Origin of the sequence: Kitasatospora sp. NPDC028055 (assembly GCF_040637885.1) — a bacterium.
In the GTDB taxonomy this organism is placed as follows: domain Bacteria; phylum Actinomycetota; class Actinomycetes; order Streptomycetales; family Streptomycetaceae; genus Kitasatospora.
In genome coordinates, this window is the sequence record NZ_JBEZXE010000011.1 from 12,768 (window position 1) to 32,706 (window position 19,939).

General features: G+C 72.2%; 18 protein-coding genes and 1 riboswitch. Of the genes, 15 read left to right on the forward strand and 3 right to left on the reverse strand.

The features are described from left to right. Positions 1-83 precede the first annotated feature (83 nt). The gene (gene gcvT / locus AB0F71_RS14660; RefSeq protein ID WP_360232928.1) at positions 84-1,205 is read right to left on the reverse strand and encodes a glycine cleavage system aminomethyltransferase GcvT; all 1,122 of its coding nucleotides are present in this window, start codon (positions 1,203-1,205) and stop codon (positions 84-86) included. A 245-nt stretch (positions 1,206-1,450) separates the two neighbouring features. Continuing rightward, positions 1,451-1,555, reverse strand: a riboswitch (glycine riboswitch). 186 nt (positions 1,556-1,741) lie between these two features. Between gcvT and AB0F71_RS14665 the strand changes: the two genes are divergently transcribed. The 7 genes from AB0F71_RS14665 to AB0F71_RS14695 all read left to right on the forward strand — a co-directional run bounded on the left by AB0F71_RS14665 (position 1,742) and on the right by AB0F71_RS14695 (position 10,177). Then, positions 1,742-2,551, forward strand: a complete 810-nt coding sequence (locus tag AB0F71_RS14665; protein WP_360232931.1) for an enhanced serine sensitivity protein SseB C-terminal domain-containing protein — start codon at positions 1,742-1,744, stop codon at positions 2,549-2,551. 115 nt (positions 2,552-2,666) lie between these two features. Beyond that, the gene (locus tag AB0F71_RS14670) at positions 2,667-3,647 is read left to right on the forward strand and encodes an enhanced serine sensitivity protein SseB C-terminal domain-containing protein (RefSeq protein WP_360232934.1); all 981 of its coding nucleotides are present in this window, start codon (positions 2,667-2,669) and stop codon (positions 3,645-3,647) included. Positions 3,648-4,103: 456 nt separating this feature from the next. Next, positions 4,104-5,093 (forward strand): ABC transporter permease, encoded by a 990-nt coding sequence (locus AB0F71_RS14675; RefSeq protein ID WP_360232937.1) that lies wholly within the window; start codon positions 4,104-4,106, stop codon positions 5,091-5,093. A gap of 65 nt (positions 5,094-5,158) precedes the next feature. After that, complete coding sequence (locus AB0F71_RS14680; RefSeq protein ID WP_360232940.1) at positions 5,159-6,928, forward strand: ABC transporter substrate-binding protein; 1,770 nt, start codon at positions 5,159-5,161, stop codon at positions 6,926-6,928. A gap of 99 nt (positions 6,929-7,027) precedes the next feature. After that, complete coding sequence (locus AB0F71_RS14685; protein WP_360232943.1) at positions 7,028-8,038, forward strand: ABC transporter permease; 1,011 nt, start codon at positions 7,028-7,030, stop codon at positions 8,036-8,038. Continuing rightward, on the forward strand, positions 8,035-9,105 hold the full coding sequence (locus AB0F71_RS14690; RefSeq protein ID WP_360232946.1) for an ABC transporter ATP-binding protein: 1,071 nt from the start codon (positions 8,035-8,037) through the stop codon (positions 9,103-9,105). Before AB0F71_RS14685 ends, AB0F71_RS14690 begins: the two co-directional genes overlap by 4 nt. Before the next feature lie 34 nt (positions 9,106-9,139). Continuing rightward, the gene (locus AB0F71_RS14695) at positions 9,140-10,177 is read left to right on the forward strand and encodes a dipeptide ABC transporter ATP-binding protein (protein ID WP_360232949.1); all 1,038 of its coding nucleotides are present in this window, start codon (positions 9,140-9,142) and stop codon (positions 10,175-10,177) included. A 93-nt stretch (positions 10,178-10,270) separates the two neighbouring features. Here the strand turns inward: AB0F71_RS14695 and AB0F71_RS14700 are convergent, their stop codons facing one another. Continuing rightward, a complete protein-coding gene (locus AB0F71_RS14700; RefSeq protein ID WP_360232952.1) occupies positions 10,271-11,689 on the reverse strand; it encodes an acyltransferase in 1,419 nt (472 codons plus the stop codon). Positions 11,690-11,818: 129 nt separating this feature from the next. On the opposite strand from AB0F71_RS14700, the gene AB0F71_RS14705 reads away from it, so the two are divergent. After that, a complete protein-coding gene (locus AB0F71_RS14705; protein WP_360232955.1) occupies positions 11,819-12,478 on the forward strand; it encodes a trimeric intracellular cation channel family protein in 660 nt (219 codons plus the stop codon). Here AB0F71_RS14705 and AB0F71_RS14710 read toward each other — a convergent pair. Beyond that, a complete protein-coding gene (locus AB0F71_RS14710; protein WP_360232958.1) occupies positions 12,384-13,160 on the reverse strand; it encodes an IclR family transcriptional regulator in 777 nt (258 codons plus the stop codon). The genes AB0F71_RS14705 and AB0F71_RS14710 overlap by 95 nt on opposite strands. Before the next feature lie 183 nt (positions 13,161-13,343). Between AB0F71_RS14710 and AB0F71_RS14715 the strand changes: the two genes are divergently transcribed. The 7 genes from AB0F71_RS14715 to AB0F71_RS14745 all read left to right on the forward strand — a co-directional run bounded on the left by AB0F71_RS14715 (position 13,344) and on the right by AB0F71_RS14745 (position 19,930). Further along, complete coding sequence (locus tag AB0F71_RS14715; RefSeq protein WP_360232961.1) at positions 13,344-14,525, forward strand: cysteine desulfurase family protein; 1,182 nt, start codon at positions 13,344-13,346, stop codon at positions 14,523-14,525. Between the two features lie 50 nt (positions 14,526-14,575). Beyond that, positions 14,576-15,712: a tRNA 2-thiouridine(34) synthase MnmA gene (gene mnmA, locus AB0F71_RS14720; RefSeq protein ID WP_360232964.1), complete on the forward strand. Its 1,137-nt coding sequence runs from the start codon at positions 14,576-14,578 to the stop codon at positions 15,710-15,712. Between the two features lie 121 nt (positions 15,713-15,833). Further along, positions 15,834-17,018: an alpha/beta hydrolase gene (locus tag AB0F71_RS14725; protein WP_360232967.1), complete on the forward strand. Its 1,185-nt coding sequence runs from the start codon at positions 15,834-15,836 to the stop codon at positions 17,016-17,018. A 90-nt stretch (positions 17,019-17,108) separates the two neighbouring features. Continuing rightward, a complete protein-coding gene (locus tag AB0F71_RS14730) occupies positions 17,109-17,558 on the forward strand; it encodes an NUDIX domain-containing protein (RefSeq protein WP_360232970.1) in 450 nt (149 codons plus the stop codon). 57 nt (positions 17,559-17,615) lie between these two features. Next, entirely contained in the window at positions 17,616-18,140 is a 525-nt protein-coding gene (locus AB0F71_RS14735; protein WP_360232973.1) for a TIGR00730 family Rossman fold protein, read from the forward strand. A gap of 13 nt (positions 18,141-18,153) precedes the next feature. Next, positions 18,154-18,843: an SDR family oxidoreductase gene (locus AB0F71_RS14740; protein WP_360232975.1), complete on the forward strand. Its 690-nt coding sequence runs from the start codon at positions 18,154-18,156 to the stop codon at positions 18,841-18,843. A gap of 76 nt (positions 18,844-18,919) precedes the next feature. Next, positions 18,920-19,930 carry a methionine synthase gene (locus tag AB0F71_RS14745; RefSeq protein ID WP_360232977.1) on the forward strand — a complete coding sequence of 337 codons (1,011 nt, stop codon included), beginning with the start codon at positions 18,920-18,922 and terminating at the stop codon, positions 19,928-19,930. Positions 19,931-19,939 lie beyond the last annotated feature (9 nt).

Here is a 19,939-nt window from a genome sequence, read left to right on the forward strand (position 1 = left end):
ATGGGAAGCGGGTACGACGCAGCGGGCCGCCGCACGGACGGCTCCGACGTGCGCGGATGGGAAAACGAGGGGCGCCGACGGCCTCAGCGGGCGCGCTTGTAGAACGGCAGCGCCACGACCTGGACCGGCTCGTGCTTGCCGCGGACGTCCACCGCGACGGTGCCGCCGGGGGCGGAGTGGGCCGCGTCCACGTAGGCCATCGCGATCGGCTTGCCCAGCGTGGGGGACGGCGCGCCCGAGGTGATCCGGCCGATCGGGGCGCCCTCGGTGGAGACCACCGTGTACTCAGCACGCGGCACCCGCTTGCCTTCGGAGACCAGGCCGACCAGCACCTTCGGCGGGTTGGTCTCGGCCGCGGCGGCGGCCTGCTCCAGCGCCCTGCGGCCGATGAACGCGCCCTCGTTGGTGGTCTTGTCGAAGCGCACCACCCGGCCCAGACCGGCGTCGAACGGGGTCAGGTCGGTGGACAGCTCGTGCCCGTACAGCGGCATGCCCGCCTCCAGGCGCAGCGTGTCGCGGCAGGACAGGCCGCACGGGACCAGGCCGCGGCCCTCGCCGGCGGCGGTCAGCGCCTGCCAGACCGGCTCGGCGTCGGCCGGGGCGCAGAAGATCTCGAAGCCGTCCTCGCCGGTGTAGCCGGTGCGGGCCAGCAGCACGTCCTTCCCGGCCACGGTGGCCGGGAGGATCGCGTAGTACTTGAGACCGGGCAGGTCGGCGTCGGTGGTGTCGGCCAGGATCGCGGTGGCCTCCGGGCCCTGGACGGCGATCAGCGCGTAGGTGTCGCGGTCGTCGGTGACGACGGCGTCGAAGCCCTTGGCCCGGGCGATCAGCTCGTCCAGCACCAGCTGGGCGTTGGAGGCGTTGGCGACGACCAGGAAGGCGTCCTCGCGCAGCCGGTAGACGATCAGGTCGTCCAGGATGCCGCCGTCCTCGGCGCAGATCATGGTGTAGCGGGCGCGCAGCTCGCCGAGCGCGGAGACGAAGCCGACCAGCGCGTGGTCCAGCATCTCGCCGGCCTGCGGGCCGGTGACGGTGATCTCGCCCATGTGCGAGAGGTCGAACAGACCGGCCTTGGTGCGGACCGCGAGGTGCTCCTCGCGCTCGCTGCCGTAGCGCAGCGGCATGTCCCAGCCGGCGAAGTCGGTCATGGTCGCGCCGAGGGCGCGGTGCAGCGCGTCGAGCGCGGTCAGGCGGAGGGACGACATGGCCAGGAACTCCTCGGTCGGGGCACTCAGGGGTGCACGCGCCGGACCGGACCGCTGGGGGACCGACCCCGCGCGCGGGCATGCGGCGGCGTGGGTCTCCCCATCTGTCGTCGAACCTGAGAGCTTCACCGCCCACCTGCCCGCAGCCGGCACCAGCGTCGGCTGGTTCCAGCATCGGGGACAGGACGGCGGCTTGCACCGTGGGTGGGCGCGCGACACGGTCGTGCGCCGCTTTCCAGATGTGCCTAACCCGCGCGGTAGGGGGGCCTGAGAGATTCCGGGGAGGACTTGCTCCTTCGGCGCCGGCTGTGCTCCCTGAGGGGCACTCCGGGCTCTCCCGCGCGGGTTCGAGCGGCCGGTGTGGAGTTGTGGGGGCCCGCGGCGCATGCCGTCGGACGCGCACATCATGGCACGTCCTCGCGGAGGAGGGGAGAGGGGACCCGGTCACACCACGGCTGGGCGGACCCGGGCCCTAAAATCATCGCGTCGGCGCAGCAGTGGGCGGCCGACCCGGCCGTGGGCCGGATCGGCGGCGCATGGAGTACCCGGTGGAGCAGCAGCAGGGGTGGGGCGGGCCGCAGGCGGCGCCGGCGGGCGGCACGTGGCCGGCGAACGAGCTGGAGCAGGTGCTGACGGCCGCGCTGGGCGACCCGGGAGCGACTCCGCGGGTGATCGAGGTGCTGGCCCGCAGCCAGGTGTGGATCCCGCTGCCGGCCGGGGGCGACCCGGCCGGGCAGTCGCTGGACCTGCCGACCGTCGAGCTGGCCGGGGCCCCGTACGTGCCGGTGTTCTCCTCGCAGGAGGTGTTCCTGCAGCAGGCGCCGGGGATGGCCTTCGCGGTCGCGCCGGCCTGGGAGTTCGCCCGCGGGCTGCCGCTGGGCGTGGGCATCGCGGTCAACCCGGAGGCGGCGGTGGGCATCCCGGTGCCGCCGCAGGGCGTGGCGGAGCTGCGCCGCGGGCCCCGAGAGGCCGCTCGGTGGGAGCACACCGAGAACGCGCCGGAGGGGCCGACCGGCGGCCGGGTGGCCCTGCGCGAGCCGGTGCCGGGCGAGGACCCGGAGCACTTCCTGGCCGCCTGCCGGGCGGAACTGTCGGCCTTGCCGGGGGTGTTGACCGCGCGCCGGGCGCTGGCCAGCATCGAGGGCGAGCCGACCGTGATGTTCGTGGGCGTGCAGCTGGATCCGGCCGCCCCGGCCGACCCGGGGGCGGTGAACGAGGCGCTCGGCCGGGCGCTGGGAACCGCACCGCTGCCGGGCGGCGTCCACCTCGTGCTGCTCGACCTCGCCGACGACCCGGTGGTCGAGTGGCTGTTGACCCGGGTCATGCCCTTCTACTCGCGGGTGTGAGCGGGGATCCTTCACAGGCACGTCGCCGTGGCGGCGGCCGGTGCCGCGCCATAGGGTGCGTGCAGGCGGCTGACGGGCCGGCGGGTTCAGGAAAGAGGCGCGGCGAGGTGGGCGCATGAGTGCGGGAACGGGAGCGGGCGGGGCGCCGGGGCCCTGGGGCCAGGCACCGGCCGGGCGCCCGGGCGCGGACCCGGGCGGGTTGGAGCAGGCTCTGCGCGAGGTCGCGCCGGAGCGCTTCGACGCGTACGAGCGGCTGCTGCACGCGCTGGCCGACGGCCAGGTCTGGATGCTGCTCTGGCACGGTACGCCGGGCAGCCCGGACGCGCAGTACGGGAACATGGAGATCAGCGGCCACGGCTACGCGCCGGCCGTGACCTCGCCCGAGCAGCTGACGGCCTCCGGCTGGGCGCGGGCCCACGAGGTCATCTCGGGGCGGGAGATCGCCGCCTCGCTGTACCGCACCCGCTGGGGCCTGTGGCTGAACCCGCACGCGCCGGGCGGCGGGGTGGGCGTGCCCTGGGCGGACCTGCGGCGGGTCGCCGCGGGCCTGGACCGGCTGCCGGCCGGTCCGTTGAAGCTGAGCGAGCCGCAGGTCGACGCGCAGCAGTTCTTCGCCCTGCTGGAGCGGCAGGCCGGTGAGGTGCGCGCGGTGCGGGCGCTGCGCCGGGCCTGGGTGCAGCCGGCGGTGGGGGAGCCGTACCTGGCGATCGGTCTGGACCTGTACGAGAGTTCGCCGCCGGCCGTGGAGGCGGTGCGGGCGCTGATGCAGCGCGCGATCGCGGTGGCCCCGGAGGGGCTCGCGGTGTCCACGGTGGCGATGGCGGACGAGTTCGACCCGGTGGCGCTGTGGATGCGCGCCAACGCGCGGCCGTTCTTCGACCGGGAGGCCGGGCGCCCGCCGACCGGCCCGTACCCGCCGGTGCCGCCGCCGTACCCGGGCCAGTCGATGCCGGGGCAGCCGATGCCGGGCCGGCCGGTGCCGGGGCAGCCGGTGCCCGGGCAGTCGATGCCGGGCTACGCGTACGGCACCCAGCCGCCCGCGCCGGGCTGGGGGCAGCAGCCCCAGCCGCAGTGGCCCGGCTACCCCGGGCGCTGACCGGTAGACCCAATAGCCAAAATCGCTCACCCGAAGCCGACTTGATTCACCAACAGGTCGGCTTCGGTGCTTTCCGGACGAATTTCCGCACTCTCCGCAGAGGCATCTTGACATGGCAGTTACACCCGTGTGAAGAGGTATATGCCGAAGATCGGAGGCGTGCATGCAGGCAGATCACAGTTGGGCATCTGTCGGTTGTCAGGGCTGGCGCAAGCCAGTTCGGATGACAGAGAGTTCTGCGCAACGCATCGCGCGTACTGGAAACCCCACGAAGGTGAACGCGCACGCCGACCGCTCGATCCACGCGAAGCCCATCCCGCGTGGAGGCAGTGCCCGTGCACGACGCACTGCCGCGACCACCTGCTCCTAGCACCTCCGCACGTCCGCAGCCGTACCGCCGAAGCCGGCGCCCGGCACCCGTGGGCCGGCCACCGTCGGCGAGGGGACCAACTGACCATGACCGCACCCATCACTACCGCCGGGAACGAACCCGAGGCGCCCGCCTCCCCGAGCCCGGCCACCACGATCGAGGGCCGCTCCCTCGGTCGGATCGCCTGGACCCGCTTCAAGCGGGACAAGGCCGCCGTCGCCGGCGGCGTCGTGGTGATCCTGCTGATCCTCCTGGCCGTCCTGTCCGGCCCGATCGAGGCCCTGTTCGGGCTCGACCCCGACCAGCCGAACCCGGACCTGCTGGACGCCAACCTCGGCGGACTCCCGCTCGGGGACTGGGGCGGGATGAGCGGGGACCACCTGCTCGGCATCGACCCGCTGCAGGGCCGCGACCTGCTCGCCCGCGTGGTCGACGGCTCCTGGGTCTCCCTGCTGGTCGCCTTCGGCGCGACCGTGCTCTCCAACACCATCGGCACCGTGCTCGGCGTGATGGCCGGCTACTACGGCGGCTGGGTGGACACCCTGATCAGCCGGCTGATGGACGTCTTCCTGGCGTTCCCGCTGCTGCTGTTCGCCATCGCGATCTCCGCCTCGCTCCAGGGCGGCGCGTTCGGCCTGCACGGCCTGCCGCTGCACATCCTGGTGCTGATCTTCGTGATCGGCTTCTTCAACTGGCCCTACATGGGCCGGATCGTGCGCGGACAGACCCTCTCGCTGCGCGAGCGGGAGTTCGTCTTCGCGGCCCGCAGCCTCGGTGCGCGCGGCCCGTTCATCCTGTTCAAGGAGCTGCTGCCCAACCTGGTCGGCCCGATCCTGGTCTACTCGACCCTGCTGATCCCGACCAACATCCTCTTCGAGGCCGGGCTGAGCTTCCTCGGCGTCGGCATCCAGCCCCCGCAGTCCTCCTGGGGCGGCATGCTGGCGGACGCGAAGAACTACTACCAGGTCGACCCCCAGTACATGGTGGTCCCCGGTGTGGCGATCTTCATCACCGTGCTCGCGTTCAACCTGCTCGGCGACGGGCTGCGTGACGCCCTCGATCCCAAGAGCAACTGAGCCTGCGTCAATGCGCAGGCGCCAGGCCCTTCCTCCTCCACATCCTCAAGGGGTTGATCTCACCCATGCGTAGGTCCCGTACCGTCGCGTTGACCGCCGTGGCCGCAGCCGCGGTCCTGGTCGTCACCGGCTGCTCGTCCAGCACCAAGAACAACGGCGGAAGCTCGAACTCGGCCGATTCCAACGGTGGCGGCGCCGACGCGGCCACCAAGCAGATCGTCAACGCCTCGGACAAGAAGGGCGGGACGGTCACCTACGAGATGAAGGGCACCCCGGACTCCCTCGACCCGGGCAACACCTACTACGCCTACATCTACAACTTCTCGCGCCTGTACGGGCGTCCGCTGACCACCTTCAACCCGGCCGCCGGCGCGGACGGCAACAAGCTGGTCCCGGACCTCGCCGAGTCGCTGGGCCAGCCCAGCACGGACGGCCTGACCTGGACGTACAAGCTGCGCGCCGGCCTCAAGTACGACGACGGCACCCCGATCACCTCCAAGGACGTCAAGTACGCCGTGGAGCGCTCGAACTTCGCGCCCGAGGTGAACTCCAACGGCCCGACGTACTTCCACGACCTGCTGGTCGACAACCCGACGCCGTACCAGGGCCCGTACAAGGACAAGACCGGCGACCTCAAGTCGATCGAGACGCCGGACGACACCACGATCGTCTTCCACCTGCAGCACCCGTTCGCGGACTTCGACTACCTGGTCAGCGCCCCGCAGACGGTGCCCGTCCCGCAGGCCAAGGACACCGGTGCCGACTACGTGAAGCACATCGCGTCCTCGGGCACCTACAAGTTCGAGTCCTACGAGGACGGCAAGCAGGCCGTCCTGGTCCCGAACACCAACTGGGACAAGAGCACCGACCCGATCCGGAAGCAGCTGCCGGACAAGATCGTGCTCAAGATGAACATCGACCAGGCCACCATCGACAAGGACCTGCTGGCCGGCAACGCCCAGGTCGACCTGGTCGGCGGCGGCGTCGACCCGCAGACCCAGGCGCAGATCCTGCGCGACTCGAAGCTCAAGGCGAAGACCGACAACGCCTACGGCGGCCGCCTGGTCTACATGGCGATCAACACCAAGGTCGCGCCGTTCGACAACATCGAGTGCCGCAAGGCCGTCCAGTTCGCGGTCGACAAGGTCGCGGTGCAGACCGCGCTCGGCGGCCCGATCCGCGGCCAGGTGGCCAACACCGTGCTCCCGCCGGACATCCCGGGCCACCAGGACTTCAACCTGTTCGAGACCAAGGACAACAAGGGTGACCAGGCCAAGGCCAAGGACGCCCTGAAGGCCTGCGGCAAGGACGGCGGCTTCACCACCGTGCTGTCCGCCCGCACCGAGCGCGCGACCGAGGTCGCCGCGGCCACCGCGATCCAGGCGCAGCTCAAGAACATCGGCATCAACGCCGAGATCCAGCAGTTCCCGCAGGGCAAGTACCTGACCGACTCGGCCGGTGCGCCGCAGTACACCCAGGACCACAACATCGGTCTGATGATGATGCAGTGGGGCGCCGACTGGCCGACCGGCTACGGCTTCCTGCAGCAGATCGTCGACGGCCGCGCGATCAAGGCCTCCGGCAACAGCAACCTGGCCCAGCTGAACGACCCGGCCGTCAACAAGCTGCTGGACGACGCCGCGGTCAACCCGGACCGGGCCGCCCGCGAGAAGATCTACGGCGACATCGACAAGAAGGTCATGGAGTCCGCGGTGTACGTCCCGCTGACCGACTTCAAGGTCTTCCTGTACCGCCCGGACAGCGCCACCAACCTGGCGTCCACCCCGGCCTTCTCGGGTGAGTACGACTACCTGAACATCGGCACCACCAAGTAAAGAGCCTGGCTCCGCATCCCTGAAGGCAGGTGAAGGCAGCGGCGCCCGCCGCCGTCCGGAAGACCCCGGACGGCGGCGGGCCGCCGGAGCCGCCCAACTGTGTTTGCCTACATCATCCGCAGGATCCTCGCGGCCGCGGCACTGCTGGTCGTCGTCAGCGCGGTCACCTTCGCGATCTTCTTCCTGCTCCCGCGCATCGCCGGCGAGACCACCGACCAGCTGGCCGCGCAGTACATCGGGAAGAACCCCTCGCCCGAGGCGATCCAGGCGGTCAAGCAGAACCTCGGCTTCGACCAGCCGCTGTACACCCAGTACTGGAACTTCCTCAAGGCGCTGGTCAGCGGCGCCGAGTACAAGTTCGGCCCGGAACCGGCCACCTGCCACGTGCCCTGCTTCGGCTACTCCTTCAAGAACCACCTGGAGGTCTGGCCGGAGATGACCAGCCGGATCCCGGTCACCATCTCGCTCGCCATCGGCGCGGCGGTGCTCTGGCTGGTCTCCGGCGTCACCACCGGCGTGATCTCCGCCCTCAAGCCGCGCTCGATCTTCGACCGGCTCTCCATGGGCATCGCGCTGGCCGGCGTCTCGCTCCCGGTCTTCTTCACCGGCGCCCTGCTGCTGACCGTGTTCAGCTACGAGTGGCCGATCCTGGACAACCTGGAGTACGTCGACTTCACCGCCGACCCGCTGATGTGGGCCCGCAACCTGATCCTCCCGTGGATCTCGCTGGCCTTCCTCTACTCCGCGCTCTACGCCCGGCTCACCCGCGCCGGGATGCTGGAGACGATGAGCGAGGACTACATCCGCACCGCCCGGGCCAAGGGCCTGGTCGAGCGCAAGGTGGTGGTCAAGCACGGCCTGCGCTCCGCGCTCACCCCGATCGTCACCATCTTCGGCATGGACCTCGGCCTGCTGCTCGGCGGTGCGCTGATCACCGAGCAGGTCTTCTCGCTCAAGGGCATCGGCCAGTTCGCCGTCCAGGCGATCTCCGACAACGACCTGCCCAAGATCCTCGGCGTCACCCTGCTGGCCGCCTTCTTCATCGTCGCCTGCAACCTCGTGGTCGACCTCCTGTACGCCCTCGTCGACCCCCGCGTGAGGCTCTCGTGACCGACCTCCAGAAGAACCCGGCGGACGCCGCGCCCAGCTCTCCGGGCGACCCCTTCCTGTCCGTGCGCGACCTGCGGATCCACTTCGACACCGACGACGGCCTGGTCCGCTCGGTGGACGGGGTCAGCTTCGACCTGCACAAGGGCCGCACCCTCGGCATCGTCGGCGAGTCCGGCTCCGGCAAGTCCGTCACCTCGCTCGGCATCATGGGCCTGCACCGCTCCAAGCGGGCCCGGATCAGCGGCGAGATCCGGCTGGACGGCGAGGACCTGATCGCCGCCGGACCGGACCGGGTGCGCCAACTGCGCGGCCGGGAACTGGCGATGATCTTCCAGGACCCGCTGACCGCGATGCACCCCTACTACACAGTGGGGCAGCAGATCGTCGAGGCCTACCGGGTGCACCACCCCCAGGCCTCCAAGAAGCAGGCCAGGACCCGCGCGATCGAGATGCTCGACCGGGTCGGCATCCCGCAGCCGGACCGCCGGGTGGACGACTACCCGCACCAGTTCTCCGGCGGCATGCGCCAGCGCGCGATGATCGCCATGGCCCTGGTCAACGACCCCTCGCTGCTGATCGCCGACGAGCCCACCACCGCCCTGGACGTCACCGTCCAGGCGCAGATCCTGGACCTCATCCGGGACCTCCAGCAGGAGTTCGGCTCCGCCGTCATCATCATCACCCACGACCTCGGGGTGGTCGCCGAGCTCGCCGACGACATCCTGGTCATGTACGGCGGCAAGTGCATCGAGCGCGGGCCCGCCGAGACCCTCTTCGACGCGCCCGAACACCCCTACACCTGGGGCCTGTTGGGCTCGATGCCGCGACTGGACCGGGAACTGCAGGACCGGCTGGTGCCGGTCCGGGGCACCCCGCCCAGCCTGATCAACGTGCCGTCCGGCTGCGCCTTCCACCCGCGCTGCCCGTACGCCGCCCTGACCGGCGGGCGCTCCACGGGCGAGGTCCCGGTGCTCACCGAGGCCGCACCCGGGCACTTCGCGGCCTGCCACCTGGCGGCCGACGAGCGGCACCGCATCTTCGCCGAAGAGATCGCGCCCCGGCTGTGAGCCCGGCCCCGTACCACCATTCTGGAGAGAACCGATGACGGACACTCAGGGGGCCACCATCCCTGCACCGGCGCCCGCCCCCGAGCGCGAGCCGCTGTTGAAGGTCACCGGCCTGACCCGGCACTTCCCGATCCGCGGCGGACTGCTGCGGCGCCCGACCGGCGCGGTGCGGGCCGTCGACGGCATCGACTTCACCGTCAACGCCGGCGAGACGCTGGGCGTCGTCGGCGAGTCCGGCTGCGGCAAGTCGACGATGGGGCGGCTGGTCACCCGGCTCGACGAACCCACCGGCGGGACGATCGAGTTCGAGGGCACCGACATCAGCCACCTCGGCACCGGGGCGATGCGGCCGCTGCGCCGAGACATCCAGATGATCTTCCAGGACCCGTACTCCTCGCTGAACCCCCGGCACACCGTCGGCACCATCGTCAGCGCGCCGTTCAAGCTCCAGGGGGTCCACCCCGAGGGCGGCGTCAAGAAGGCCGTCCAGGACCTGCTGGAGCTGTGCGGGCTCAGCCCCGAGCACTACAACCGCTACCCGCACGAGTTCTCCGGCGGCCAGCGCCAGCGCATCGGCATCGCCCGGGCGCTCGCGCTCAAGCCGAAGATGATCATCGCGGACGAGCCGGTCTCGGCGCTGGACGTGTCGATCCAGGCGCAGGTGGTCAACCTGCTCGACGACCTCCAGCAGGAGCTCGGCCTGACCTACCTGATCATCGCGCACGACCTCTCGGTGGTCCGGCACGTCTCCGACCGGGTGGCGGTGATGTACCTCGGCAAGATCGTCGAGATCGCCGACCGCGACTCGCTCTACCGCAGCCCGATGCACCCGTACACCACCGCCCTGATGTCGGCCGTCCCGGTGCCGGACCCGCGCCGGCGCCAGCAGGGCGGGCGCGAGCGGATCCTGCTCAAGGGCGACGTGCCCTCGCCGATCAACCCGCCCAGCGGCTGCCGGTTCCGCACCCGCTGCTGGAAGGCGCAGGACGTGTGCGCGAGCCAGGAGCCGCCGCTGGCGGTGGCGAGGACGGGGCACCAGGTGGCGTGCCACTTCCCGGAGGGGACCGACTAGGCGCAGCCCTGAGAACGCCCAGTACCGACGAAAGAGAGGCCGCCCGCCCCCGTGTTCCGGGGGCGGGCGGCCTCACGTCGTGGCGGGCGGGCGTCAGCCGCGCCCGGCGCCGTCCAGGACGGGCTGCGCCTCGGCCTCCGCGGCCGGGCCGGCCGGCTGCGGCTCGCGCGCGGCGGGGGTGCCCGGGGCGGCGGGCCGGGCCGACGGCAGCTCCGCCGGGAAGCGGCGGTTCAGCGCCTTGATCACCTTGCGGCCCAGGTTCTGGAACGGGATCTCGACCAGGCGGTAGCTGAGGTAGCTGATCAGCAGCAGGGCGGCCATCAGGCCGAAGAACTGCAGGCTGCGGTCCTGCCAGGAGGTGAAGGCCGGACGGCCCTCCAGCTTCCAGTTCATGAAGTGGATGATCGGGTTGTGCAGCAGGTACACCGAGTAGCTGATCGAGCCCGTCCAGGTCAGCCAGCGCGGGAAGCGGCGGTGGCGCAGCAGCATCCCGATCGCGAAGACGACCCAGGCGCCCAGGTAGGCGCCGGAGAACGACTGCCAGGACTCGCTCCAGGTCCGCCAGAGCGCGTTGTCGCGGTTGTACATGAAGCCGCACAGGACGCCCGAGGTGAGGACGAAGCCGCAGCACAGCAGGGCCGGCAGCCGGTCGATCTGGCCGTGCTCCAGCCGGTACAGCACCGTCCCGGAGAACATGGTGGCGAAGATCAGCAGGGTCTCGAAGGCGGCGGAGCGGCCGTTCAGCACGACCAGCACCAGGCCCAGCCCGCCGAGCATCGTCCCGCCCCAGCGGGTCAGGTCGACCCGGCCGGTGAGGAAGCAGACCATCGCGGTGATCACGATGACCAGGACGGCCACCGTCAGGTGCCGGTTGGCGGGCAGGCCGCCGTCCGCCGTGAGCAGGCCGAGCGGCAGCCAGGAGCCGAGCAGCAGCGCGGCACCGGCGAAGCCGATCGCGAGCGGGGCGCTCTTCTTGTGCTTGCCGTTGACGAACAGGGCCGTCACGAAGAAGTAGAAGATCATCTCGTAGGTGAGCGTCCACATCACCCCGATGAGGTTCGGGACGCCCGTGAGGTCCTGCACCATCGGGGCGTTGCCCACCACCGAGAGCAGCGGGTGGTCGAAGGCGAAGCCCTGGATGACCGAGTGGTTGCGGGGCAGGAGCAGCAGGCTCAGCAGCGCGGTGACGATCACCACCGGGTAGATCCGGAAGTACCGGCCCGCCCAGAACGAGCGCACATCGCCGCGCCGCTCCAGCGAGGCCGGGATGATGTACCCGCTCACCAGGAAGAACAGCATCACGCCGAAGATGCCCGGATCCCCGAAGTTGCGCGGCGCGTGGTCGATGTGGAGCCAGTAGAACGGCAGCGCGAAGTGGTAGATCGCCACGGAGAGCGCGGCTATGCCGCGCAGGGCGTCGAGCCAGCCGAGCCTCGCCGAGGCTGCTGGGGCGGCACCCGCGGCGGCACGGGTGTTCTGGCGGCGTGGGAATGCGCGTCCGGTGAGCTTCACACGCGGGAGGTTAGCGGAGTGGGCCGGGGGTGCACCCGCCCGGGCGGGGACTGCCCCGTCCGCGAGACGGTTTCATCCGGACTGTGACCGGTGTCGGGAACGACCGGGTGGATCGGGTACACATGGACGGTGAGTTCGCAGATCTTCCCCTCCGACGTGCAGCAATCGTTGGACCTCGTCGGCATTTTCGTCTTCGCCCTCTCCGGGGCGCTGCTCGCCGTCCGCAAGAACATGGACATCTTCGGGATCTGCGTGTTGGCGGAGGTCACGGCCCTCGGCGGCGGGGTGATGCGCGACCTGGTGATCGGCGCCACCCCCGTAGCCGCCTTCACCAACCTCGGCTACTTCCTCACCCCGCTGGCCGCCGGCCTCGTGGTGTTCTTCCTGCACCCCGAGGTCGAGCGGATCAACCGCTCCGTGCAGACCCTGGACGCCCTCGGCCTCGGCCTGTTCTGCGTCACCGGCACCGCCAAGGCGCACGACTACGGGCTGGGCGCGGTCGCATCGATCGCGCTCGGCATGGTGACCGCGGCCGGCGGCGGGGTGATCCGCGACGTGCTGGCCGGGGAGATCCCCTCGCTGCTGCGCTGGGACCGCGAGATCTACGCCGTCCCGGCGCTGGTCGGCGCAGCCCTGGTGGCCGTGCTGATCGGGGCCGACCGGCTCACCGGCGCCACCGGCACCGCGGCCGCGCTCACCGCCTTCGTGCTGCGGATGCTCGCCCTGAGGTACGGCTGGCGTGCCCCGCGGGCCTGGCACCGCAACGGTTCTCGCACCAGCGAGGAGTAGGCGAGCCGCCGCAGGCGAGCGAGATCGCCTCGGCCGTGCAGAGCAGCTCCGGCAGCATCCGGGCCAGCTCGGCCGGCGGCACCTGGCCGGCCGGGGCGCTCAGCGCGCAGGCCGCGACCGTCCGTCCGCCGCTGCCCGCCACCGGCGCGGCCACGCAGGTCACCGGTTCCCGGTGCTCGGCCGACTCGGCCGCCCAGCCCCGGCGGCGCACCGCCGCTAGCTCGGCCGGCAGCTCCTCCTCGCGGACGCCGTCCTCCGGCAGCCCGGCGAGCAGCACCCGCCCGACGGCCGTCCCGGTCACCGGGGCGCGGCGCCCGATCCGTGGCGGGCGGGCCGCCGAGGGCGCGGCCACCTCGTCCAGGTAGAGCACCTCGCCGTCGTGCAGCACGGCCAGCTGGACGGTGTAGCCGCAGCGCGCGTTGAGCGCGGCCAGGTACGGCGCGGCGACCTGCCGGACGTCGAAGTCCTCCAGCGCCCGGTGCGCCAGCGACAGCACCCGGCCGCCGACCCGGTAGCGCAGGTCGGGCTGGCGCCGGACGAACCCGTGCTCCTCCAGGGTGCGCAGCAGCCGCAGCGCGGTGGACTTGTGCACCCCGAGGCTGCTCGCGGCCTGTTCCAGCGAGAGCGGCCCGTCGCCGAGCGAGCCGAGCAGGGTCAGCGCGCGGTCGACCGACTGCGACATGGCGCCCCCTGGAACGCTGGAACCCGATGGAGAAGTGGTCGTCAGGCTAACCGCTGGGCGGCGCAGTGGTACAAACCAGTGCCGGACGCCGCCGTCCGCCGGCCACGGCCGTGGCCGGATCGGTGCGCACCCGGGCCCGGGCCTGCTGGGGCCCCGGAGCATGCCCTCTACAATCGGATGGTTATGCCATACCTGGACCATGCGGCGACCACGCCGATGCTGCCCGAGGCGATCGCCGCGATGTCGGCGCACCTGGGGGTGGTCGGCAACGCCTCGTCCCTGCACGCGGCCGGCCGCCGGGCCCGCCGGGTGGTCGAGGAGTCCCGCGAGTCGCTGGCCGAATCGCTGGGCGCCCGCCCGAGCGAGATCGTGCTCACCGGCGGCGGCACCGAGTCCGACAACCTGGCGGTCAAGGGCCTCTACTGGGCCCGCCGGGGCGCCGATCCGGCCCGCACCCGGGTGCTGTCCAGCCCGGTCGAGCACCACGCCGTGCTGGACGCGGTGCACTGGCTCTCCGAGCACGAGGGCGCGACGGTCGAGTACCTGCCGGTGGACGCACTGGGCCGGGTGCACCCCGGGGCGCTGCGCGCCGCGATCGAGCGCGACCCCGGCTCGGTCGCCCTGGTGACCGTGATGTGGGCCAACAACGAGGTCGGCACCGTCCAGCCGGTGCGCGAACTCGCCGCCGTGGCGGCCGAGTACGGCATCCCGATGCACGCCGACGCGGTGCAGGCGCTCGGTCAGGTCCCGGTCTCCTTCGCCGACTCGGGCCTCACCGCGCTCACCGTCACCGGGCACAAGATCGGCGGCCCGTTCGGCATCGGCGCCCTGCTGCTCTCCCGCGGCGCCACGCCCGTACCGCTGCTGCACGGCGGCGGCCAGGAGCGCGACGTGCGCTCCGGCACCCTGGACGCCCCCGCCGCCGCGGGCTTCGCGGCCGCCGCCGCGCTGGCCGTCGAACGGCGGGCGGAGCACGCGGTGACGCTCGGCGCGCTGCGCGACGAACTGGTCGCCGGGGTGGCCGCGGCCGTCCCGGACGCGGTGCTCAACGGCGACCCGGCGGGGGAGGGGCGGCTGCCCGCCAACGCCCACTTCTCCTTCCCCGGCTGCGAGGGCGATGCGCTGCTGATGCTGCTGGACGCCCAGGGCATCGAGTGCTCCACCGGCTCGGCCTGCTCGGCCGGGGTGCCGCAGCCCAGCCACGTGCTGCTGGCGATGGGGGTCGACCCGCTGCTGGCCCGTGCCTCGCTGCGGTTCTCGCTCGGGCACACCTCGGTGCGCGAGGACGTCACGGCACTGGTGGCGGCCATCGGCCCGGCGGTGCAGCGGGCCCGCAACGCGGGGCTGGCGTCCGTCCGCCGGTAGCTCCGGTACGGGCCGGGCATGTTCGACGGCCCCGTACTCTTGTAGTCACCATGACTGACTTCCCGGGTGCCCCGACCACTCCGTCCACCGGCCGCCTGCGCGTGCTCGCGGCGATGTCCGGCGGAGTCGACTCCGCCGTCGCCGCCGCCCGCGCCGTCGAAGCGGGGCACGAGGTGACGGGCGTGCACCTGGCGCTGTCCGCCAACCCGCAGTCCTTCCGTACGGGCGCGCGCGGCTGCTGCACCATCGAGGACTCCCGGGACGCCTGGCGGGCGGCCGACGTGATCGGCATCCCGTTCTACGTCTGGGACCTCGCCGAGCGCTTCCGCGAGGACGTGATCGACGACTTCGTCGCCGAGTACGCGGCCGGTCGGACCCCGAACCCCTGCCTGCGCTGCAACGAGAAGATCAAGTTCGCCGCGCTGCTGGACAAGGCGATCGCCCTCGGCTTCGACGCCGTCTGCACCGGCCACTACGCCCGCGTCGTGGACCTGCCGGACGGCTCGCGCGAGCTGCACCGCGCCGTGGACGCCGCCAAGGACCAGTCCTACGTCCTCGGCGTGCTCGACGCCGACCAGCTCGCCCACTCGCTCTTCCCGCTCGGCGACACCACCAAGGAAGAGATCCGGGCGGAGGCCGAGCGCCGGGGCCTGGCCGTCGCCAAGAAGCCCGACAGCCACGACATCTGCTTCATCGCCGACGGTGACACCCAGGGCTTCCTGGCCAAGCACCTCGGCACCGCCACCGGGGACATCCTCGACGTGGACGGCACCAAGCTCGGCGAGCACGACGGCGCGTACGGCTTCACCATCGGTCAGCGCAAGGGCCTGCGGATCGGTCGCCCGGCGGCCGACGGCAAGCCGCGCTACGTGCTGGACATCTCCCCGGTGAACAACACCGTCACCGTCGGCCCGGTCGAGGGCCTGGACGTCACCGCCCTGACCGCCATCCGCCCCCGCTGGTGCGGCACCGAGCCCCTGGTCGAGGGCCGCTACACCGCCCAGCTGCGCGCCCACGGCGAGGAGGTGCCGGTCACCGCCGCCATGGTCGACGGCGAACTCCACGTCCGCCTCGACACCCCGGCGCGCGGCATCGCCCCCGGCCAGGCGGTCGTCCTCTACGACGGCACCCGCGTCATCGGCTCCGCCACCATCGCCACCACCGAACGCCCGGCTGCGCGGGTCTGAGCGGGCCATGGCGGCGTCATCCGAAGGGATGACGCCGCTGAATCGCCCGGATGACCACGGCCCGACAGGGCATTCGTCCGGCTGATTCGGGGGTCCGGGCCGCGGACCTACCGTCTGGGACATGACCCGAATCCGCCGCATCGCGGCCGTCGCAGCGCTCGCTCTCGCCCTTCCGCTCCCGCTGGCCGGGGCCGCGATGGCCACGCCGTCGCGCTCCGCCACCGCGGCCGTCACCGCCGTCTCCAGCAATCCGGCCGCCTTCCACGGCGAGCTGCCCCGCCCGACCGGGCGGTACGAGGCCGGGGAGGAGGTGCTGCACCTGACCGACCAGGGCCGCACCGACCCGTGGGTGCCCTCGGCCGGGCCGCGGCAGCTGGCCGTGTCGATGTTCTACCCGGCCCGGCAGGGCACCGGGGAGCCCGCTCCGTACATGACCCCCGGCGAGGCCCAGGGCTTCCTGGCGACGCGGGTCCCGGCCGGCACCGGGCTCACGGCGCAGGATCTGGTCGACGTCGACACCCACGCCTACACCGGGGCGAAGGCCGCCGGCGGGAAGTTCCCGCTGGTGGTGCTCTCCCCGGGCTTCGAGAACCCCCGCGCCACGCTGACCGGCCTGGCGACCGACCTGGCCGGCCACGGCTACGTGGTGGCCCTGGTCGGCCACACCTACGAGGACTCCGGCGAGACGCTCGCCGACGGCAGCACCCCGGGCTGCGCGCTGTGCGACAGCGGCGCACCGGACTCACTCCCGGACAGCCGGGCGAAGGACGTCTCCTTCGTCCTGGACCAGCTGACCGGGCAGCACCCGGCCTGGCGCCTGTCCCACCTGATCGACCGCGACCGCATCGGCATGGCCGGGCACTCGATCGGCGGCGCGTCCACGCTGAACGCGATGGCCGAGGACCAGCGGATCCTGGCCGGGGTGAACATGGACGGCACGTTCTGGCCGCCGATTCCGACCGACAAGCTCGACGGGCGCTCGTTCCTCCTGCTCGGCAAGGACAGCGACCACTCCTCGAACGGCGGGGACACGTCCTGGGGACAGACCTGGGCGGGCTGGAAGGGCTACAAGCCCTGGCTGACCGTCGCGGGCACCAACCACGCCAGCTTCACGGACGTCACCCTGCTGGCCGCCGAGATCGGCATGCCGCTCCCTCCGGGGACGACCACCTCCCCGGAGCGCGGGATGCAGCTGACCCGGGAGTACGTCGGAGCCTTCTTCGACCGGACGCTCAAGGGCCTCGACCGGCCCCTCCTCGACGGCCCGTCGACGGCGAACCCGGAGGTGCTCTTCCAGCACCCGTGATCGCGCGTGTTTCTCGGGGCCCGGCCGTCCGGTGCGGACGGCCGGGCCCGTTCAGCGCCATAGTCTTTCAGGGCTCCTATCCTCCTGCACATGAGTAACAGCGCCGGGAATCCCCAGTCAACGCCGCTCCACTCGGTGTCCGTCGCCGGGGCGGTGGTGCGGGAGGACGGCCGGGTTCTGGCGATCCGCCGGGCCGACAACGGGACCTGGGAGCCCCCGGGTGGGGTGCTGGAGCTGACCGAGTCGGTTGAGGACGGCGTGCGCCGCGAGGTCTACGAGGAGACCGGGATCAAGGTTCGGGTGGAACGGTTGACCGGCGTCTACAAGAACGTGAGCCGTGGAATCGTCGCCCTGGTCTTCCGCTGCCGACCGGAGACCGGGGCGGAGCGGCTCTCCGACGAGTCGGTCGAAGTCGACTGGCTCACACCTGCCGAGGTTTCCGACCGCATGGCCGAGGTCTACTCCGTGCGCCTGTTGGATGCGTTCCGGGACGACACGGCACCGAGCATCCGAACCCACGACGGCCGCCACCTGCTGTGACCCGGCGGCCAAACCCGGTGAGCGGCGGCGGGCGGACGTGATAGACCAGTCGGCATTATGAACATCTGCGTCTTCTGCTCCGCGTACTCGCTCGACGACCGTTACACCGCCCCCGCCGCCGAGTTCGCCCGGCTCCTGGGGGAGGGCGGGCACACCCTGGTCTGGGGCGGCTCCAACGCCGGCCTGATGGGCCTGCTCGCCGACGAGGTGAAGGCGGCGGGCGGCCGGCTGGTCGGCGTGCTGGTCGAGATGCTCAAGCACAAGGGCTACGTCGGCGCCGACGAGCTGGTGATGACCGCCGATCTGGCCGAGCGCAAGCGGGAGTTGGCCGCCCGGGCGGACGCCGTCGTGGTGCTGGTCGGCGGGCTGGGCACGATGGACGAGGTCACCGAGGTGCTGGAGCTCAAGAAGCACGGGATCTTCGACAAGCCGGTCGTCCTGCTGGACACCGAGGGCTTCTACGCGGGCCTGCGCACCCAGCTGGAGCGGATGGACGCCGAGGGCTTCCTGCCGCGCCCGCTCTCCGAGCTGGTCGGCTTCGCCGACACGCCCGCCGAGGTCTTCACGCTGCTCAAGGCCTGAGAGGATCGGGGCCATGGCTGCACATCTGATCACCGGTGCCGGTTCCGGCATCGGCGCCGTCCTGACCGAGAAGCTCGCCGAGCGCGGGGACGAGCTCTGGCTGCTCGCCCGGGACGCCCGGCGGGCCGGCGAGCTGCGGGACCGCTTCCCCGGCGCCCGCACCCTGGTCGGCAACCTCGGCGACCCCGCCAAGCTCTCCTGGGCCTTCGGGCAGCAGCAGCTGCCCGTCACCCTCGACTCGCTGCTGCACGTCGCGGGCATGGTCGAGCTCGGCACGGTCGGCGACCTGCCGGTGAAGGCCTGGCAGGACACCCTGAACGTCAACCTGGTCGCCCCCGCCGAGCTGACCCGGCTGCTGCTGCCCTCGCTGCGGCTGGCCAAGGGCCATGTGGTGCTGGTCAACTCCGGCGCGGGCCTGACCGCCCACGCCGAGTGGTCGGCGTACGCGGCCAGCAAGCACGGGCTCAAGGCGCTCGCCGACGCGCTGCGCCAGGAGGAGCACGCGAACGGCGTGCGGGTCACCTCGGTCTACCCGGGCCGCACCGCCACCGCGATGCAGGCCAAGGTGCACCAGCAGGAGGGCAAGGAGTACGACCCCGCCCGCTGGATCGAGCCGGAGTCCGTCGCGAAGGCCGTCCTCGCGGCCCTGGACGCCTCCCGGGACGCCGAGATCACCGACATCACGGTCCGCCCGGGACGCTGAGGGCTGCCGAGGGTAGCTGAGGGCCGCCGAGGGCCGCTGACGAACCGGCCCGGCGCCGCGCACTAGGCTCGGACGGGTGAGCACTCCGAACGCCTTCCCCGACCTGCGCGGCGCCGCCACCGGCGTCGGCTCGCTGCCCGGCACCGATGCCCGGGAGGCCGCCAAGACCTCCACCGGCGCGCTGGAGCAGCTCCCGTTCCTGCCCGAGCTGCCCGCCCGCGGGCCGGGCGCCGACATGATCGGCCGCAGCGCCGGCCTGCTGGTGGAACTCTTCGCACAGACCGAGCCCAGCGGCTGGCGGTTCGCCGACCGCCCCGGCCGGGACACCCGCCGCGCCCACTCCTGGCTCGGCGAGGACCTGGACGCCCTGGAGGAGTTCACCCAGGGGTACCGGGGGGCGCTCAAGGTCCAGGCCGTGGGCCCGTGGACGCTGGCGGCCGCCATCGAGCTCAAGCACGGCGAGAAGGCCCTCGCCGACCGCGGCGCCTGCCGGGACGTCGCCGGCTCGCTCACCGAGGGGCTGCGCCGCCACCTGGCCGAGGTCCGCAAGCGCGTCCCGGGGGCCGAGGTGGTGCTCCAGCTGGACGAGCCCTCGCTGCCCGCCGTGCTGGCCGGGCAGGTGAAGACCGCCAGCGGCTTCCAGCGGCTGCGCGCCGTCGACCGGCAGGTCGCCGAGGAGGTGCTGCGCGAGCTGGTCCGCGGCCTGGACGCGCCGGTCGTGGTGCACTCCTGCGCGCCGGACGTCCCGATTCCGCTGCTGCGCCGGGCCGGTGCCGCCGGGATCTCGCTGGACTTCTCCCTCCTCACCGAGCGCCAGGACGAGGACCTGGGCGAGGCGGTGGAGGGCGGCACGGCGATCCTCGCTGGTGTCGTCCCCTCCGTTGACCAGGTGGTGTCGGACCCGGCCGGTAGTGTCCAGGGGATCAGGACCTTGTGGCGCAGGCTCGGGTTCGCTCCGGAGCTGCTGGGCCGCCGCGTGCTGGTGACGCCGACCTGCGGGCTCGCCGGGGCCTCCCCGGCGTACGCGCGCAAGGCGCTGTCGCTCGCCGCGCGGGCGGCGCAGAGCCTGGTGGACAACCCGGAATGAGAACGTAGG

Coding starts and splice junctions, on each gene's coding strand:
- gcvT (WP_360232928.1), bottom strand. CDS start 1,205: ATGTCGTCCCTCCGCCTGACCGCGCTCGACGCGCTGCACCGCGCCCTC.
- AB0F71_RS14665 (WP_360232931.1), top strand. CDS start 1,742: ATGGAGTACCCGGTGGAGCAGCAGCAGGGGTGGGGCGGGCCGCAGGCG.
- AB0F71_RS14670 (WP_360232934.1), top strand. CDS start 2,667: ATGAGTGCGGGAACGGGAGCGGGCGGGGCGCCGGGGCCCTGGGGCCAG.
- AB0F71_RS14675 (WP_360232937.1), top strand. CDS start 4,104: ATGACCGCACCCATCACTACCGCCGGGAACGAACCCGAGGCGCCCGCC.
- AB0F71_RS14680 (WP_360232940.1), top strand. CDS start 5,159: ATGCGTAGGTCCCGTACCGTCGCGTTGACCGCCGTGGCCGCAGCCGCG.
- AB0F71_RS14695 (WP_360232949.1), top strand. CDS start 9,140: ATGACGGACACTCAGGGGGCCACCATCCCTGCACCGGCGCCCGCCCCC.
- AB0F71_RS14710 (WP_360232958.1), bottom strand. CDS start 13,160: ATGTCGCAGTCGGTCGACCGCGCGCTGACCCTGCTCGGCTCGCTCGGC.
- AB0F71_RS14715 (WP_360232961.1), top strand. CDS start 13,344: ATGCCATACCTGGACCATGCGGCGACCACGCCGATGCTGCCCGAGGCG.
- mnmA (WP_360232964.1), top strand. CDS start 14,576: ATGACTGACTTCCCGGGTGCCCCGACCACTCCGTCCACCGGCCGCCTG.
- AB0F71_RS14725 (WP_360232967.1), top strand. CDS start 15,834: ATGACCCGAATCCGCCGCATCGCGGCCGTCGCAGCGCTCGCTCTCGCC.
- AB0F71_RS14730 (WP_360232970.1), top strand. CDS start 17,109: ATGAGTAACAGCGCCGGGAATCCCCAGTCAACGCCGCTCCACTCGGTG.
- AB0F71_RS14735 (WP_360232973.1), top strand. CDS start 17,616: ATGAACATCTGCGTCTTCTGCTCCGCGTACTCGCTCGACGACCGTTAC.
- AB0F71_RS14740 (WP_360232975.1), top strand. CDS start 18,154: ATGGCTGCACATCTGATCACCGGTGCCGGTTCCGGCATCGGCGCCGTC.